Genomic DNA, 16,336 nt, shown 5'->3' on the forward strand with positions numbered 1-16,336 from the left:
AGGTCCCCGCAATCGCGAGATGCCACTCCGTCGAACCGGTCGTGGCGGCGGAACCGACCGGCTCGGCGAGCGCGGACGCCGTCAGTCCAGCACGGTTTCGAGGTGGTCGGCGACGCCGTCCCCGATGGCCATCATGCCCTCGTCGCCGGGGTGGAGCACGTCCCACGTCAGGTCACCGGCCGAAACCACGTCCGTCCCCTCGACGAGCGAGAGGTTGTCGTGGGGCGACTCGGCGACGACCGAGCGCAGCGCCTCGCGGAACGCGCCGGCCCGGTCGGGGTCGCCGCTCGCGGTCACGTCGGCGAAGTACGGGAACAGCGTCACCGCGACGACGGGCTTGTCCGGATGCGCGCCGGCGACGGTGTCGACGAAGTACTCGACGCGCTCGCGGAACTCCGCGGTCGTGAACTCGGCGTTGGCCATGTTGACCGACAGCGCCAGCGTCGCCACGTCCCAGTCGTCGCGCTCGGCGACGTAGTCCGCCAGCTCGGGCTCGCAGTGGGCCGACCCCGAAGACCCGAGGTTCACCGCGTCGAGGCCGCAGTTACGGGCGACCCGCGAGACGTAGCTCAGGTGGGCCGCCGACGCCTTGGCGCCCTCCGTGATCGAGGTGCCGTAGGCGAGATACCGTCGCTCGGGGAGTTCGTCCTGTTCGGGCGGCCGGCAGTCGCCGGACACGTCGTGGAGGGCGACCGGGACGAACCGCTCGAAGACGAGCCGACAGACCCGGCGGTCGAACCGACCGGTGTCGACGGCCTCGTCGAGTTCGGCGAGGCGGTCGGGAACGGAGAGCGTCAGCGTCTCCTCGCCGGGGCCGATCTCGCGGGCCTGCCAGGGCTGGAACGACCCCCAGAAGACGCGCATCTCGGCACGCTCGGGCGTCGAAAGGGTCACCTCGACCTCGGCGTCGTCGCCGTCCGGGACGAAGCGGACCTCGCTGTGAGAGACGCAGGACTGCCGTTCCCGGCCCATCTCGGTGAGCGACTCCCGGACCGACGCGGGGACGCGACAGAGTCGGTCGCCGCCGTCGGCCCAGTCTGCGGGCTCGGTCTCGGCCACGTTGTGCAGGGAGACGGACGGGTACGTATCGGTCATCCGGGCGACTCGTCGGTACCACGGGACATACCGCTTGCGCCTCCGGCGAGGCCGGCCGCCAGGCCGCGACGGGGGTGAGCCGGGACTGTCAGAGGGGGCGCTTGGTCTTCTCGACGACTTCGACCGAGTCGATGCCCGTCTCGGGGTACTCGCCGTCGGCGTCTTTCTCCGCCGACTTCACCATGTCCCAGACGACGTTGAGCCCGGTCGTCGTCCCTTCGAGGGCCTCCATCTCGCAGCCGGTCTTCCCTGTCGTCTCGACGGCGACGGTGAGTTCGATCGTGTCGTCGCCGAGGGCGAACTCGGTGTCGACGTTCGTGATCGGGATCTGGTGGCACATCGGGATCGTCTCCCAGGTGTGCTTGACCGCCTGGATCGCGCCGACGCGAGCGGTCGAGAGCACGTCGCCCTTGTCTACCGCGTCGTCGCGGACCGCATCAACGGTCTCGGGGCGCAACCGGATTACCCCGCGCGCGACGGCGCGACGAGCGGTGTCGGGCTTGTCGCCCACGTCGACCATCTGGGCCTCGCCGGACTCGTCGGTGTGCGTGAGGTCGGCGTCTGCCGATTCAGTGTCGCCGTCGCCCTCGCTCACGCCTCGCCACCCCGGTCGGTCCAGAGGACGCTCGGGATCTCCTCGTGGAGGTCGGTGGCGACGAGACCGTTGTTGCGGCGCTCGTAGACGCGATCGCCGGCCTTGCCGTTGGCGTAGACGGCCATCGCGGCGGCGTGGACCGGTTCCTCGGTCGCCGCGAGCGCGCCGGTGATCCCCGCGAGCACGTCGCCGGTGCCGCCGACGGTCATGCCGGCGTTGCCGGTGCGGTTGACTCGCGTGGTCTCGCCGTCGGAGACCACGTCGTACTCGCCTTTCACGAGTACCGTCTGGCCCAGATCCGCGGCGAACCGCTCGACGATCTCGGTCCGTTGCTCCCAGTCGTCGGTGACGCGCCCGCCCATTTCGGCGAACTCGCCCTGATGGGGCGTGCAGATCAGGTCGGCCTCGGTGTCCACGTCCGGGACCCGCGAGAGTGCGTCGGCGTCGACGACGGCCGTCCCGGAGTACCCCGAGAGGATCCCCTCGACCGCTTCGAGGGTCTCCGCTTCGTCGCCGAGGCCCGGGCCGATGACCACGGTGTCGTGGTGGCGGGCCATCTGGAGGAGAAAGCCCACCTGTTTGGGTTCGAGCTGTTTGCCCTGGTATGGCCGGACGATGAGGTCCTCACCGAAGCCCTGGAGTTCGCGGCCGACGACCATCGGGCACGCGACGCGGACCAGATCCGCCCCCGCGCGGAGGGCGGCCTTCGCGGAGAGTGCGGGCGCGCCGGCGTAGGGTCCGCCGCCGATCACGAGCACCTCGCCGTTCTGTCCCTTGTGGCTCCCGGGGTCGCGGTCGTCGAGGCGAGTGAGGTCGCCCCGCTCGACGAACCGCTCGGCGGCCGCCGGGATGCCGATGTCCGCGACGGTCACCTCGGCGTCGAGATCGGCCAGCCCGGGCTTGGTGTCGTGAAACGTGACCACGCTATCGGCCTCGACGGCCGTCTCGGCGAGCGCGCCCGTCTCGGCGTTCATCCCGGAGGGCACGTCGACCGAGACGACGGTCGCGTCGCTGTCGTTGATCGCGGCGGCCGCGGTGCGTTCGGGCTCGCGCAGGTCGCCCGCGATACCGGTCCCGAGCATCGCGTCGACGACCACGTCGGGGTCGCCGAGGTCGAACGCCGAGGAGTCCCGGACCGTTTCGGTGTCGTACTCGCCGGCCGCGAGGGCGTCCCAGTTCTCGCGGGCGATGTCGGTCGCGATCGCCTCGGGGCGACCCAGCAGACTGGTCGTCACGTCGAAGTCGTCGAGAAAGCGGACCGCGACGAAGGCGTCGCCGCCGTTGTTCCCCCGGCCGGCGACGACGCGGACGCTCGCGCCCGCGTCGGCGACCTCGCGGACCGCTCGCGCGACCGCGTGCCCGCTCGACTCCATCAACTGCTTGCGCGGGACCCCCATCGCCGCGGCGTTCTCGTCGACCACGGCCATCTCGCTGCCCGTAATCATGAACGAGCGTTCGCCCGCCCGCCGGATAAGGGTGGGGGCAACCGGCCGTCCGTTCCGGCGATTTCCCCCGACAGTGACCGGACGGTCCCAGTCACCGCCGGATCTCGAACCCGTCCAGTCCCTCCGGCTCGCCGTACTCCGCTTCCACGTCCTCGACGTGTGCGCGGTCGCTGCCCTCGTGACACCACTCGACCATCGCCTCGACCGCCTCGACCGGGCCCTCGAAGACCGCTTCGACCCGACCGTCTTCGAGGTTCATCACCCACCCGCCGACCCCGCGCTCGCGGGCCTCGTCGCGGGTCGTCGCCCGGTAGAAGACGCCCTGTACCCGCCCCGTGACGTACACGTGTGCTCGCGTCCGGTCTGTCATACACGCCGATACGACGCCCCCGTTCAAAAACACGCGTCACGAGGACCGGTCCTCGGTCCCGGTGGTCCGCCGCGGTGAAACGAGCCGCTGTGGGTTGTACACCTGTCGATATGCCCGTCGACAATTGGACGATACCGGATCGATTCGCCGGAACAGTGTCTGAAGTTCGCGCCCGGCCGCGCAAAACTACGACGTGTTCCAACAGTACTTTGACGGTTTCCCACGGAGGCGTGAGCATGAGTGACGAGGATCTGAACCGCGGGCTGGAGGGAATCAGGGTGGCGGAGACGCGACTGAGCGACATCGACGGCGAGGCGGGCGTCCTCACCGTCGGCGGGTTTCCCGTCGACGAGCTGGCGCGCAACGCCACCTACGAGGAGAGCGTCTTCCTGCTGTTCGAGGACCGGTTGCCGTCGGCCGACGAACTCGCGGAGTTCCGGGCGGACCTGGCCGGTCGTCGGGCGATCGGTGACGAGGTCCGGGCGGTCCTGCAGCGGGCGGCCGAAGAGGAGAAACCGGCGATGGACGCGTTGCGGATGGGCGCGGCGGCGGCGAATCTCGGCGCCGGCGAGGAGGACCCGGAGGCCGACGCCCGGCGCGTGATCGCCGTCTTCCCGACCGTCGTCGCGACCTACTGGCGCTACCGCGAGGGTGACGAGCCGGTCGAGCCGCGCGAGGACCTGCGCCACGCGGCGAACTACCTGTACATGCTGAACGGCGAGGAGCCGGACGAGGCGGCCGTCCGGGGGCTCGAGACGTACCTCAACACAGTCATCGACCACGGGCTGAACGCTTCGACGTTCACCGCCCGCACCGTCGTGTCGACGGAGTCCGACGTGGTCTCGGCGGCGACCGCGGCCGTCGGCACGCTCAAGGGACCGCTCCACGGCGGCGCGCCCGGCCCCGTCCTCGACATGCTCCGGTCGATCCACGAGTCGGGCGACCCCGAGGGGTACGTCCACGAGAAGCTGGAGGCGGGCGAGCGACTGATGGGCTTCGGCCACCGCGTCTACCGCGTCCGCGACCCGCGGGCCGCAGTCCTGGAGGCCGCCGCCTCGGAGTTCTACGACGAAGCCGGCGACTCAGACTTCTTCGAGACGATCACGGAGTTCGAGGACGTGGCCGTCGAGGTCCTCGCCGAGCACAAGCCCGGCCGCGACCTGGAGACGAACGTCGAGTTCTACACCGCCGCGCTGCTCGACGGCGTCGGCGTCCCGAAGGAGCTGTTCACGACCTGTTTCGCCGTCTCGCGGGTCGGCGGCTGGACCGCTCACGCGCTCGAACAGCTCGACGACAATCGACTCATCCGCCCGCTTTCGTCCTACGTCGGCGACCGCGACCGCTCGTGGACGCCCGTCGACGAGCGATAGCGGTCCGGCGCGGCCGGAGCCGCTTCTGCGCTATCGCAGGTAGTGGAACACGTAGGTCTGCGTGTACCCCGCGTACTCGCCGCCGAAGGCCGCGCGGATTGCCCGGGAGGTCTCGGCGTAGTTGCCGCGGTCGCAGTCGGGGTAGTACTCCTCGATGGTCGTCCGGATCCAGGTGTCCAGCGGCACGGCTTCGAGGTAGTCAAGTGCGAACAGGGCCACACAGTCGGCCACCTTGTCGCCGACGCCGACGAAGCGGGTGAGCGACTCGCGGGCGTCCTCGTAGTCCAGCCCGACCGCCTCCTCGGGGTTGGCCTCGCCGTCGGCGACCATCCGCGCGGTGTCGCGGACGTACGGTGCCCGATAGCCCAGGCCGAGATCGCGGAGGTCGGCCTCGCTCGCCTCGGCCAGTTGCTCGGGCGTCGGGAACGCGTGGAAGGTCCGGCCGTCGAACTCGACGGTCGAACCGAACGCGCGTTCGAGTTCCCGCTGCATCCCGTGGATGCGGGCGACGCGCATCTGGGCCGAGCAGATAAAGGAGACGAGCGACGGGAACGGCGGATCGTCGACGAGGCGCATCCCCCAGTAAGCGTCGAAGGCCGACTCGACCACGTCGTCGTCGGGCGTCGCCCGGCGGATGGCCGGGAGGTCGTCGTCCAGCCGCAGGCGCTCTCGAAGTATCGGCGCGGCGTCGACCGACGACTCCCACTCCAGGCGGTCGTCGACCTGGCGGACGCGGACAACGGCCGGCTCACTCTCGACCCGGACGACTGTCTCGTACCAGGCGTCGCCGCCGTAGGTGCCGCTCTCGTCGTACATCCGGCCGTCGGCGCGGTCCCAGAGGTACGACTGGCCGCTCTCGACGGTCGACTGCAGGTCGAAAGGCCCCGGGAACTCCGCGAGGGCGATCGCGCCGCGTTCGACACTCATACCCGGGCCAGGCGTCGAGCCGTCTTCGACCTTTCGAGAGCGTCTCGGCGCGCGAGGCGGGTCACTGCGGAGGCGCCCCTCCGCCGACCGGTGTGTGTCGTGCTATCGAGGCGAACCTTCATGTCACTGCGAATCGAAGGCGGGCACATGGACTGCAGAGTCGTCGTCGAGGCCGCCGTCCCCGTCTACGACGTCGAGACGGCGGACGAGGCGGTCCGGATCGCCATCTCGAAGACGGGTGAGATGCTCAATCCGGACCTCAACTACGTCGAGATCAACATGGGCGAGCGGTCGTGTCCCCACTGCGGCGAGGAACTGGAACCCGCGTTCCTCGCCGCCGACGAGAGCCTCGTCGCGCTCGAACTGGAGATAATGGTGTTCAACGTCGAGCGCGAGGAACACGCCGCCCGGATCGCCCGGAAAGAGATCGGCCAGCGCCTCGAGAACATCCCGCTCGAAGTGCTCGAGATCGAGCAGACCGACGACGACGACGAAGGCGACGAGGACGAGTCGTCGGCCGACGGGAGCGGATCACAGTCGGACGAGTCGCCCCCGTCGGACGGCGACAGCGCCGACGAACGCGGCGACGGGGGGGCCGACGACGACCGCGGCGACGACGTGCTGCCGGAGTTCGAGGAGCTCATCGACGAGTCGTAGCGAACCCCGTAGTTCTCTGTTTTCCCCGGTCCGGGACGAACGTCGTCAGTTCGCGCGCACGACGAAACCGAGGACAATTGCGCAACTGCTGAGCGGTCGTGAGTGCGACAGAACGGGACGGGTCGTTCAGTCGGCGGACGCTGGAACGCGCTCGCGCGTCTCGGACTCCATCTCGGACGTGATGCCCTTCGCCAGAGCGAAGACGGCGTTCTTGTGGTCGGTCTTCGATTTATGGATCGAGGTCGGCCGCACCCCCAGGGAGGTGTACTCGTCGTGTTCTACCTCCTCGCCTGTGTCCATCTCGTAGTGATTCTCCACCTGAGCAAGCAGGCCGTGAAGGTGAATGAGCTCCTGCTTTTTCATAGTCAACCGGTCCTAACCACTGGAGGGTAATAGTAGTATCCTGAGTCGCGTTAACACACCGCTGCATAAAAACCGTGTACAAAAGGCTCTCGATATCGGTTTCGGCGGCGCGGTCGAGCCGACAGTGGGGCCCTCGGGCCGATCGGTTCGGGGGTCCGGGCGCCGCGAGCCCGGGGTTGAAAGACTTTTAGGCGGGGACGGGCTTCTCACGGGTATGGACTACGACGACATGCTCGACCGGGCGATGGAGGAGACGCCGGAGATCGAGGGGAGCTCCGACCGGTTCGAGGTGCCGGACCCGAACATCCGTCAGGAAGGGAACGTGACCGTCTACGAGAACTTCCAGGACACCTGCGATCGCCTCGGCCGCGAGGACGACCACGTCATGCAGTTCCTCCAGAACGAGCTGGGAACTAGCGGGCACATCGACGAGAGCGGCCGCGCCCGCCTGACCGGCGAGTTCAGCGACCGTCGGGTCACCAACGCCATCGACGAGTACGCCGACGAGTTCGTCCTCTGCTCGGAGTGCGGGCTCCCCGACACCCACTTCGAGCGCGAGGGGGGCGTGCTGCTCCTGCGCTGTGAGGCCTGCGGCGCGCGCTCGGCGACGAGCGGCTAACCGAGGCTCTTCAGCGTCTGCAGGTCGCGGTCGGTCCGCGTGAACTCCGCGAGCCGCCGGCTCGCGTGGCAGTTGGGACAGTGATAGAGGGTCGTGTGTTCGGGGAGGTCCGTCGGCGTCGACTCCCAGTCTTTGGTGCATTCGGGACAGAGCAATCGGACGTACGCTTCCTCCATGTGTGATATCATCACACAGGACGAATACAAAAAGACTGGTGCGGCGGACGCCGCGAGCGACGGGTGGCGGTCGAGCCGGAGAGCCCGCCGATCAGGCCGGGGCGTCGACGGATTCGAGGAGTTCCTTGTAGCGGTTGCGGATAGTGACCTCGGAGATGTTGGCGACGTCGCTGACCTCGCTCTGGGTGACCTTCTCGTTGGTCAGCAGGGCGGCGGCGTACACCGCGGCGGCCGCGAGGCCGACGGGGCTCTTCCCGCTGAGGATACCCTGGTCGCGCGCGCTCACGATGAGTTCGCGGGCGCGGCGCTCGGTGTCGTCGCTGAGTTCGAGGTCCGAGACGAACCGCGGGAGGTAGCTCTCGGGGTCGGCCGGCTTGATCTCCAGGTTCAACTCGCGGACGACGTAGCGGTAGGTCCGCGTGAGCTCCATCTTCTCGACCCTGGAGACGGCGGTCATCTCGTCGAGGCTGCGCGGGGTGTTGGCCTGCCGGGCGGCGGCGTACAGCGACGCCGTCGCGACGCCCTCGATGGAGCGGCCCGGCAGGAGGTTCTCCTCCAGCGCGCGGCGGTAGATGACGCTGGCGGTCTCGCGGACGGTCTTGGGGAGCCCGAGCGCGCTCGCCATGCGGTCGATCTCACCGAGGGCCTGCTTGAGGTTGCGCTCCTTGGAGTCGCGCGTCCGGAAGCGCTCGTTCCAGGTGCGCAGGCGCTGCATCTTCTGGCGCTGGTTCGACGACAGCGAGTTGCCGTAGGCGTCCTTGTTCTGCCAGCCGATGTTGGTCGAGAGGCCCTTGTCGTGCATCATGTTCGTCGTCGGCGCACCGACGCGGGACTTCTCGTCCTTCTCGGAGGGGTTGAACGCCCGCCACTCGGGCCCGCGGTCGATCTCGTCTTCCTCGACGACCAGTCCGCACTCCGCACACACCGTCTCGCCGTGCTCGGTGTCCGCGTCGAGCCGACCGCCACACTCGGGGCACTCCTGTTCTCGCTCGCTCGCCGACTCCTCGGTCTCCTCCCGCAGTCGTTCGCTCGTCTGTTCCTCGGCGCCGGTTCGAATTGTCGTGTCGCTCATGATTGGTCTCCGGAGCGGCTCACCGGTGGCGAAAGCCATAAAAATCCGATGCCGCGTTTCCTAACAACACGTAAGTCCGAAAACTACTTAAAGGTTTCGCCGGAAATAGTGTGTGATTTGATCGCAAACAACAAGATGGCGCTGGGATCGGTGCCGTTTCCGGCGGTTCCGCGGTGAGCCGGTAGGCGGGGGGGTTGTCGTGGCCCGTGTCCCGCCCGTCGACGAACGGAGCAGGGCCGGACTGGGCGTCGAGACCGGAGCCGACCGGGCTTCAGGCGCGTTCGACGCGCAGAAGTATCACGGCAAACACCCACATGAATAGGGCGCCGACGGGGACGGTCGGCTGGTGCTGGAAGAACATGGCGGTGGAGACGGAGAACGCGACCGCGAGCACCGCGAAGCACGCGCCGAACACGCGGACCGGGTCGAGCGTCAGGCGGGCCGCGATGGAGGCGGGGACTGCGTCGGTGAGCGCGTCCGGGGCCGCGTCGGCGACCCGCACCTCGGCCCGCTCGGCGGCGGCTTCGAGCCACTCGTCGCGCGCGTAGTAGACGACGCTCAGCAGGAGCATGCACCCGAAGAAGGCGGCGGTCGCGAGCCAGAGTCGGCCCTCGGGGACCTGATTCGTCGGGACGAACCCGGGGATCTCGAAGACGAACTGGACGAGTCCGTCCAGCGACTGCCGGCCGAGGGCGATCCCGAACAGATAGTGAAACTGGAGGAAGACGAAGCGGATGTTGACGACGGTGAACGTGCCGTCGATCCACGACGGCGATTCGCGCAGCACCGAGACCGACCACGGCAGGAGGGCGGTCAGCCACGTCGCGAGGACTGCCAGTTCACCGGCGTACTCCGAGCGGACCCACATGGTCTGGGAGACCCGGCGTCGCCACAGGTATAAAAGCTACCGGCTCCGGGGTCGGAGCGTCGGAGCCGAGGTGGTCCGGCGTCGAAGCGAGCAGCGGGCGCGGTCATCGGTCGCGTCGGCGTTACGTTCATGCACGCCCGTTCCCTAGTGGCGGATATCGAATGAGGCGCGATTACGTCACGCTGGAACTCCGTCACGTCGACCGGGACGGCGACCGCCTGCCGACGGCCGTACTTCGCTACGACGGTCCGTCGACCCTCCTCGAGGAGCGCCTCACGGACGCCGGGGGTGAGCCGCTGGGCCGCGAGCGCGTGGATATCGCCTTCCGCCTGCGGACGGCCGACGGCGACGCGACCGGCGTCTTCAGTCTCACTAACCGGCTGACCGGGGAGTTCGTCGTCGAGGTCAACGCCGACGCCGAATCGGTGCGCGAGCTCGTCGACGCCGCCCGCCGGGACGACGACCCAGACGACGCCGACGGTTGCTACCGCGTCGTCGTCGAGCGCGACGGCGAGGCAGTCGCCAGCTACGAGAAGCGGACCCTGCTCGTCTACGACGACGAAGGGGGGCTCCTCCGACAGCACAGCCTCATCCCCAGCGGCGTCGAGCTGTAGCCGCTCTCGGGATCGCACCGCCTGCGCCGGCTGCCCGGCCGGTCGTCCTACCCGTCGAGCGCCGCCGCCAGCGCCGGCAGCGCTTCCGTCGCGTCGGCGCGGAGGTCGTAGTCCGCCCGCTCGGAGTAGTCCGTGGCGTCGAGGTTGCAGACGGCCAGCGTCGCTCCCGACTCCGCGGCGACCTCGGGCAGCAGCGCCGCCGGTCGCACCGTCAGCGACGACCCCACCGCGAGGAACACGTCGCAGCGGCGCGCGGCGGTCTGGGCCCGGTCGAACGCCTCGTCCGGGAGCGGCTCCCCGAACAGCACCACGTCCGGCTTGAGCACGCCGCCGCAGTCGCAGGTCGGCGGTCGCTCCCCGTCGCGGACGCGCTCCCGGACGGGACCGGCCGACCCCGTGGCGCCGCATCGGTCACAGACCACGCGGGCGCTCGTGCCGTGGAGTTCGACCACCGCGTCCGACCCCGCCGCCGCGTGCAGTCCGTCGACGTTCTGCGTGAGGAGTGTGTCGAGATGCCCCCGCGCTTCGAGCGCCGCCAGCGCCTCGTGGGCGGCGTTTGGTTCGACGCCGCCGCCGTACATCGTCTCCCGGAGCGCGAGCCGGTCGGTCCAGAACCCCTCGGGGTCGGCGTCGAAGCGTCGCCGGTGGAAGTCGGCCGGGTCGTGGCTCTCCCAGACGGGGTCGGGCCCGTCGTCGCTCGGCGCTCCCCGGAACGGCGGGATCCCCGACGGAACGCTCACGCCCGCCCCGGTGAGCGCGACGGCGCGCTCTGCCTCGCCGATTTCGGACGCCAGCGCCGACAGCACCGCGTCGTTCGCTTCCATGTTCTCGCCGAGGGGCGAAACCGGCAAAAGTCACCCGTCGGGACACCGGTCCGGAGGATTAAGTTCGACGACGCCCGAGACGGGCCCATGTGCTACGAATCGCTTTTGAACGGGGAGGCGACCGAGCGCTCCGTCCGGGAACTCCTCCGGCAGGAGCGCGCGGCCGCGCTCCGCAACGGGCTCGCCGCCGCCGCGCTGGTGGTCGCGGTGCTCGTGGCAGACGGCGCCACGGCACCGCTGGTCGCCGGCCTCGCGGTCGCAGCGGTCGCGCTGGGCGCGGTTCTCCATCAGGCCGTCCTGCTCGCCGGTGCGACGGCGCTGCGGGTCCGGTACCGCCTGGGCGCGACCGACCCAGCGGCGTCGTGAGTGACCGCACGCGTCGCCGTTGTCGAGGGCGGGAACCGGAGAGATGGGGCGGGTGCAGTGGAGCGAAAGAGGGGGTACGGCACCGACACGCGTGATCGGTTTTTCCGGCAATAGATGCCTCGTGGGCCAATTTTCGTGAACGATGTCTGTCGGTGTACTCGGTTCCGGGCCGGTCGATACCGTCGGGATTTAAGCGCTCGCCGACCGCGAGTTCGAGTGACATGCGACTGCACGAATATCAGGCCAAGCAGGTCTTCTCCGACGCCGGTATCCCGACACCGGCATCGGAGCTCGCGGGGACCGTCGACGAGGCGGTCGCCGCGGCGGAGGAGATCGGCTATCCGGTCGCCATCAAGGCACAGGTACACGTCGGTGGGCGCGGGAAAGCCGGCGGGATCAAGCTCGTCGACGACGCCGAGGAGGCCGAGGAGGCCGCCGAGGACATCCTCGGGATGGATCTGAAGGGCTACACCGTCGACCGCGTCCTCGTCGAGGAGGCCGTCGACTTCGAGAACGAGCTGTACGTCGGCGTCACGATGGACCGCGGCGAGGGCAAGCCCGTCGCCATGGTCTCGACGAAGGGCGGCGTCAACATCGAGGAGGTCGCCGAGGAGGACCCCGACGCCATCGCCCGCGAACACATCGACCCCGCGTTCGGCATGCACCCCTACCAGGCCCGCAAGGCCGTCTACGACGCCGGCGTCGACAGCGAGATCGCCCGCGACGTGGCCTCGGTCCTGACGACGCTCTACCAGCTGTGGGACGACCGCGACGGCGCCGACGCCGAGATCAACCCGCTGATGGTCACGAGCGACAAGGACGTCATCGCCGCCGACGCCGTCTTCAACGTCGACGAGGACGCCATGTTCCGCCAGCCCGAGCTCCAGGAGATGGAGGAGGAAGGGGAGTTCGCCGAGAGCGAACTCGAACAGAAGGCCGACGAGTACGGCTTCGACTACGTCCGTCTCTCCGGGAACGTCGGTATCATCGGCAACGGTGCGGGTCTCGTCATGACGACGCTGGACCTCGTGGACTACTACGGCGGCGAGCCCGCCAACTTCCTCGACGTGGGCGGCGGCGCCAAGGCCGACCGCATCGCCAACGCGCTCGATATGGTGTTCTCCGACGACAACGTCGATAGCGTCGTCTTCAACATCTTCGGCGGGATCACCCGCGGCGACGAGGTCGCCAAGGGGATCAACCAGGCGCTCGAACAGTTCGACGAGATCCCCAAGCCCGTCGTCGTCCGCCTCGCCGGCACGAACGCCGCGGAGGGCATGGAGATCCTCAACGAGGACCTGGTGACCGTCGAGCAGACCCTCGAATCCGCGGTCCAGCGTGCGGTCGATTACGCCGAGGAGGTGGAAGCATGAGTGTTCTAGTCGACGAAGACAGCCGCGTCATCGTGCAGGGTATCACCGGCGGTGAGGGCAAGTTCCACACCGAACAGATGATCGAGTACGGGACGAACGTCGTCGCCGGAGCCGTCCCCGGCAAGGGCGGCCAGGAGGTCGCGGGCGTCCCCGTCTACGACACCGTCGCCGAGGCCGCCGAGGCCGAAGACGCCGACACCTCGGTCGTGTTCGTCCCGCCGGCGTTCGCCGGCGACGCCTGCTTCGAGGCGCTGGGCGTCGACGAACTCGATCTGGTCGTCACCATCACCGAGGGCATCCCCACGCAGGACGTCTCGCGAGTCTACCGCCGCCTGCAGGAAACCGACGCCTACCTGGTCGGTCCGAACTGCCCCGGCGTCATCACGCCCGGCGAGGCCAAGCTCGGCATCCTGCCGGGCAACATCTTCGAGGCCGGCCGCGTCGGCCTCGTCTCCCGCTCGGGCACGCTGACCTACCAGGTCGTCGACAGCCTCACCCAGCGCGGCATCGGCCAGTCGACCGCCATCGGCATCGGCGGCGACCCGATCATCGGCACCTCGTTCGTCGAGGCGCTCGCGCTGTTCGAGCAGGACGACAAGACCGACGCCGTCGTCATGTGCGGCGAGATCGGCGGCGAGGACGAGGAGGAGGCCGCCGAGTACATCGACGAGTACATGACCACGCCCGTCGCCGGCTTCATCGCCGGCCGCACCGCCCCGCCGGGCAAGCGCATGGGCCACGCCGGCGCCATCGTCTCCGGGTCCGGGACGGGCACCGCCCAATCGAAGATCGACGCGCTCGAATCCGCGGGCGCCCCCGTCGGCGACACCCCCGAGGAAGTCGTCGACAACGTCGAAGACCTGCTGTAACGGCTCCGTTCTCTCCGTTTCTGGCGTCCATGCGAACTGTTTTCCGTAGAGTATTCGAACGGCCGACAACATGGCCGCCCTCCCCGACGACAGGACCGCCCCCGGGTCCGTGGACGGGACGCTCGTCGACCTCGGCTGGATGGTCACCGGTGTCCTCGTCTTCGGGTCGCTCGTCGTCTTCGAACCGCTGTTCGTGTCGGTCGACCCGACACCCGCGACCGTCGCTGGATCGGCGCTCGCCGGCGTCGTCGTCGGGACCGCGGTCGTCGTCCTCTCCGTCGAGAGCGAGCGGGCGCGTTCGTTCTGGGCCGAGAGCGGCCGCCGCCGGTTCGTCGTGCTATTCGCGTTCATCATGGGGATGCAAGCCGTCTTCCGGCTGTTTCCGGGCTTGACGGTTCTCTCGGCGCTCGTCGCCTTCCTGGTCGCGATTCCGGCGCGACTGGTGTCGTACTACAGACACCGCGACCGCCAGTGATCGTTCGGGCGCGGTCCGTCGCGTGTCCGCGGCCGGAAGGTACTTTTCCGTTCGTTTGAGACTGTGAGTGACTGTGACGAACTCGACGACGGACGTGGACCCGCGGTTCGAAGCGACGACGGACCCGACGGGGGTCCGGATCGTCGACCCGGTCGAGTCGGTCGCGTTCGCGATGGGGACGGACCGGCGGGTCGAGCCGACACCGGTCGACACCGACTCGTTCGATGTCCCCGTAGACGCCGCGACGACGGTCGAGACGGGCGCGATCCGGTTCCCCCACCACGTCGGCGTCGTCGTCAGGACGAGAGACGGCGAGCAGGTCGAAGACCTGTCGTCGTCGGACGAGCGCCGACTCTCCGCGGGGAGATACACGCTCGAACTGGGTACGACGCCGGTCAAGCTCTACTTTCACGTCGACGGTCCCGTCACGATCCGGACCCACGACGACAACGCGGGGTTCGAGTTCGGGTCGCCGAGACGCGTTCGGATCGGTACCCGAAGCTATCACGAACGGCCGGTGGCGACGGTCACGACGACCCCGGACCCGTCGGAGGTAGCCGCGGTCGTCTCCCGGTTCGGGACGGCGCTGAAGACGACCTCTCCGGAGCGGTCCTGGCCGACGCTCCGCGGGTATCCGCCGCTCGTCGAGGTGGGCGACGAGACGGCGGTTCCCGACTCCCTCTCGCCGCCGGATACCGGCGTCTCGATCACGGTTCGACCCGACCTATCAGACTGCTTCGCGGTCGCGCCGCTGGCGTTCTACCTCGGTGCGACGGTCGAGGTGGGAGCGGAGCCACGCCTCCGCGCGGACGGCCGGGAGTGGTCGCTGACGGCGACCGGCGACCTCTCGGCGACGGCCACCGACGTCCTTCAGCGACAGTTGACGCTCGACTGTGTGGTCCGAACCGCCGGACGCTTCGACCTCGAGTTGGTCGAACGGAACGCCCTCGAACCGCGCCTGCCGTTCGACCTCGAAGCGATGTACGAGGCGGACCTCGCCGACCGGGTCGGCGCGTACATGGACGTTCCCCACGAGCGGGTCGCCGACGCGGTCCCGCGGTGGAAACTGACGGTCGACGTCGTCCCGAGCGCGGACCGGCTGGCGGCCCTCCCGCATCTGGCCGCCGAACTGGCGGCGGTGCGCTGTCCGGACGCCGCGACGCTCGACGACCCCCGATCGCCGCGCCGAGCGGAGAACTCCGACCCGTCCCGAACGCGGTGGCTGCCCGACGGGACGAGTGCGGGGAGCGCGTCGATGCGGTCCGCCGGAGCGACGTGGGACGAGTCGCTCGTTTATCCTCCGCCGAGTTCCAGCGTCGAACACGCGTACCTCGGCGACGGCGTCCCGGTCGGAACGAGCGAGATGTCGCCGGCGGCCTACGAGCGGAAGTTCGACCGCGAGGTCTCCGACGACACCGGGATCGGCGTCACCGTCGTCGGCCCCGGCGACCGGGCCGGCGAGGACGATACGGTCGCGGACATCTACGCCCGGCGGGGACTGGAGTCGTTCGACACGACCGTCCTGGCCGACCCGTCCACGCCGGAACTCCGGGCGGCGCTGGCGTCGGACGTGGACTTCTTCCACTACGTCGGCCACGTGGACGACCGCGGGTTCGAGTGCGTCGACGGGTTCGTCGACGCTCGAACCGTCGACGACGTTGGGACCGAGCTGTTCTTCCTCAACGGCTGTACGTCGTTCGCCCAGGGACGAGCCCTGGTGGACGGCGGGGCGACCGGCGGGATCGTGACGGTCGCAGACGTCTTCGATAGCGTCGCCACTCGCGTCGGCGAGACGCTGGCGCGGCTGCTCGGCCAGGGCTACTCGCTGGCCTCGGCGCTCCGCGTGCTCGGCGCCGCGACGACGTTCCCGGCGGAGATCTACACCGTCGTCGGCGACGGATCTGTCGCCGTGACCGCGAACGAATCGGTCACGCCTCTGGGGTTTCGCCTCTCGTGGGACCATGGGCTCGTCGCCGTCCCGTTCTGTTTCCCGACCGAGCGGGCGCCGCTCGGCACCGTCACCGTCCCGTTCGCCGCCGAGGACGGCCGACACGTCATCGCGTCCGGCGACGGCGCCTCGATCGAGACCACGGTCGACGCGTTCGTCGGCAATCTCGACACCGAGCCCTACCCCGTCTTTCTCGGCGACGAACTCCACTGGTCGCCCGACCTCACCCGTGCGGACATCGAAGCGTGGGTCGAAACGGTGCGCGACCGGACGTGACCGGCCGACGCGCCTTTCACCGCGCCGGCCCAAC

General features: G+C 69.2%; 19 protein-coding genes. 9 read left to right on the forward strand and 10 right to left on the reverse strand.

All coding sequences use genetic code 11. The features are described 5' to 3' along the window. Window positions 1-81: 81 nt before the first annotated feature. From C475_RS17925 to C475_RS17940, 4 genes are all read right to left on the reverse strand, one after another. The gene (locus tag C475_RS17925; protein ID WP_006885286.1) at window positions 82-1,095 is read right to left on the reverse strand and encodes an SGNH/GDSL hydrolase family protein; all 1,014 of its coding nucleotides are present in this window, start codon (window positions 1,093-1,095) and stop codon (window positions 82-84) included. 88 nt (window positions 1,096-1,183) lie between these two features. Next, entirely contained in the window at window positions 1,184-1,690 is a 507-nt protein-coding gene (moaC, locus tag C475_RS17930) for a cyclic pyranopterin monophosphate synthase MoaC (RefSeq protein ID WP_006885287.1), read from the reverse strand. Further along, a complete protein-coding gene (locus C475_RS17935; protein ID WP_006885288.1) occupies window positions 1,687-3,135 on the reverse strand; it encodes a bifunctional ADP-dependent NAD(P)H-hydrate dehydratase/NAD(P)H-hydrate epimerase in 1,449 nt (482 codons plus the stop codon). The genes moaC and C475_RS17935 overlap by 4 nt, the downstream gene beginning before the upstream one ends. Before the next feature lie 91 nt (window positions 3,136-3,226). Then, window positions 3,227-3,505: an acylphosphatase gene (locus tag C475_RS17940; protein WP_006885289.1), complete on the reverse strand. Its 279-nt coding sequence runs from the start codon at window positions 3,503-3,505 to the stop codon at window positions 3,227-3,229. Window positions 3,506-3,741: 236 nt separating this feature from the next. Between C475_RS17940 and C475_RS17945 the strand changes: the two genes are divergently transcribed. Next, window positions 3,742-4,875 (forward strand): citrate synthase, encoded by a 1,134-nt coding sequence (locus tag C475_RS17945; protein WP_006885290.1) that lies wholly within the window; start codon window positions 3,742-3,744, stop codon window positions 4,873-4,875. A 30-nt stretch (window positions 4,876-4,905) separates the two neighbouring features. Here the strand turns inward: C475_RS17945 and C475_RS17950 are convergent, their stop codons facing one another. Continuing rightward, entirely contained in the window at window positions 4,906-5,802 is an 897-nt protein-coding gene (locus C475_RS17950; protein WP_006885291.1) for a DNA-3-methyladenine glycosylase family protein, read from the reverse strand. Between the two features lie 147 nt (window positions 5,803-5,949). Between C475_RS17950 and C475_RS17955 the strand changes: the two genes are divergently transcribed. Beyond that, window positions 5,950-6,459, forward strand: coding sequence for a DUF555 domain-containing protein (locus C475_RS17955; RefSeq protein ID WP_006885292.1), 510 nt, complete (start codon window positions 5,950-5,952; stop codon window positions 6,457-6,459). A 126-nt stretch (window positions 6,460-6,585) separates the two neighbouring features. On the opposite strand, the gene C475_RS17960 is transcribed toward C475_RS17955, so the two are convergent. After that, window positions 6,586-6,822: a UPF0058 family protein gene (locus C475_RS17960; protein ID WP_006885293.1), complete on the reverse strand. Its 237-nt coding sequence runs from the start codon at window positions 6,820-6,822 to the stop codon at window positions 6,586-6,588. Between the two features lie 214 nt (window positions 6,823-7,036). Between C475_RS17960 and C475_RS17965 the strand changes: the two genes are divergently transcribed. Further along, the gene (locus C475_RS17965) at window positions 7,037-7,441 is read left to right on the forward strand and encodes a translation initiation factor IF-2 subunit beta (RefSeq protein ID WP_006885294.1); all 405 of its coding nucleotides are present in this window, start codon (window positions 7,037-7,039) and stop codon (window positions 7,439-7,441) included. Here the strand turns inward: C475_RS17965 and C475_RS17970 are convergent. From C475_RS17970 to C475_RS17980, 3 genes are all read right to left on the reverse strand, one after another. Continuing rightward, window positions 7,438-7,617, reverse strand: a complete 180-nt coding sequence (locus tag C475_RS17970; RefSeq protein ID WP_006885295.1) for a DUF7836 family putative zinc-binding protein — start codon at window positions 7,615-7,617, stop codon at window positions 7,438-7,440. The genes C475_RS17965 and C475_RS17970 overlap by 4 nt on opposite strands. Window positions 7,618-7,708: 91 nt before the next feature. After that, window positions 7,709-8,689 (reverse strand): transcription initiation factor IIB, encoded by a 981-nt coding sequence (locus C475_RS17975; RefSeq protein ID WP_006885296.1) that lies wholly within the window; start codon window positions 8,687-8,689, stop codon window positions 7,709-7,711. A gap of 271 nt (window positions 8,690-8,960) precedes the next feature. Then, window positions 8,961-9,557: a DUF7549 family protein gene (locus C475_RS17980; protein WP_006885297.1), complete on the reverse strand. Its 597-nt coding sequence runs from the start codon at window positions 9,555-9,557 to the stop codon at window positions 8,961-8,963. Window positions 9,558-9,718: 161 nt separating this feature from the next. Between C475_RS17980 and C475_RS17985 the strand changes: the two genes are divergently transcribed. Continuing rightward, entirely contained in the window at window positions 9,719-10,171 is a 453-nt protein-coding gene (locus C475_RS17985; protein WP_006885298.1) for a DUF5793 family protein, read from the forward strand. Between the two features lie 47 nt (window positions 10,172-10,218). Here the strand turns inward: C475_RS17985 and C475_RS17990 are convergent, their stop codons facing one another. After that, on the reverse strand, window positions 10,219-10,995 hold the full coding sequence (locus C475_RS17990; RefSeq protein ID WP_006885299.1) for an SIR2 family NAD-dependent protein deacylase: 777 nt from the start codon (window positions 10,993-10,995) through the stop codon (window positions 10,219-10,221). A gap of 87 nt (window positions 10,996-11,082) precedes the next feature. On the opposite strand from C475_RS17990, the gene C475_RS17995 reads away from it, so the two are divergent. The 5 genes from C475_RS17995 to C475_RS24005 all read left to right on the forward strand — a co-directional run bounded on the left by C475_RS17995 (window position 11,083) and on the right by C475_RS24005 (window position 16,302). Beyond that, the gene (locus C475_RS17995) at window positions 11,083-11,361 is read left to right on the forward strand and encodes a hypothetical protein (RefSeq protein WP_006885300.1); all 279 of its coding nucleotides are present in this window, start codon (window positions 11,083-11,085) and stop codon (window positions 11,359-11,361) included. 221 nt (window positions 11,362-11,582) lie between these two features. Continuing rightward, window positions 11,583-12,734, forward strand: a complete 1,152-nt coding sequence (gene sucC / locus C475_RS18000) for an ADP-forming succinate--CoA ligase subunit beta (RefSeq protein WP_006885301.1) — start codon at window positions 11,583-11,585, stop codon at window positions 12,732-12,734. Next, window positions 12,731-13,603: a succinate--CoA ligase subunit alpha gene (sucD, locus tag C475_RS18005; RefSeq protein ID WP_006885302.1), complete on the forward strand. Its 873-nt coding sequence runs from the start codon at window positions 12,731-12,733 to the stop codon at window positions 13,601-13,603. The genes sucC and sucD overlap by 4 nt, the downstream gene beginning before the upstream one ends. A 70-nt stretch (window positions 13,604-13,673) precedes the next feature. Further along, the gene (locus tag C475_RS18010) at window positions 13,674-14,078 is read left to right on the forward strand and encodes a hypothetical protein (protein WP_006885303.1); all 405 of its coding nucleotides are present in this window, start codon (window positions 13,674-13,676) and stop codon (window positions 14,076-14,078) included. 73 nt (window positions 14,079-14,151) lie between these two features. Then, a complete protein-coding gene (locus tag C475_RS24005) occupies window positions 14,152-16,302 on the forward strand; it encodes a hypothetical protein (RefSeq protein ID WP_006885304.1) in 2,151 nt (716 codons plus the stop codon). Window positions 16,303-16,336 lie beyond the last annotated feature (34 nt).

The organism is Halosimplex carlsbadense 2-9-1 (genome assembly GCF_000337455.1).
Lineage (GTDB): Archaea > Halobacteriota > Halobacteria > Halobacteriales > Haloarculaceae > Halosimplex > Halosimplex carlsbadense.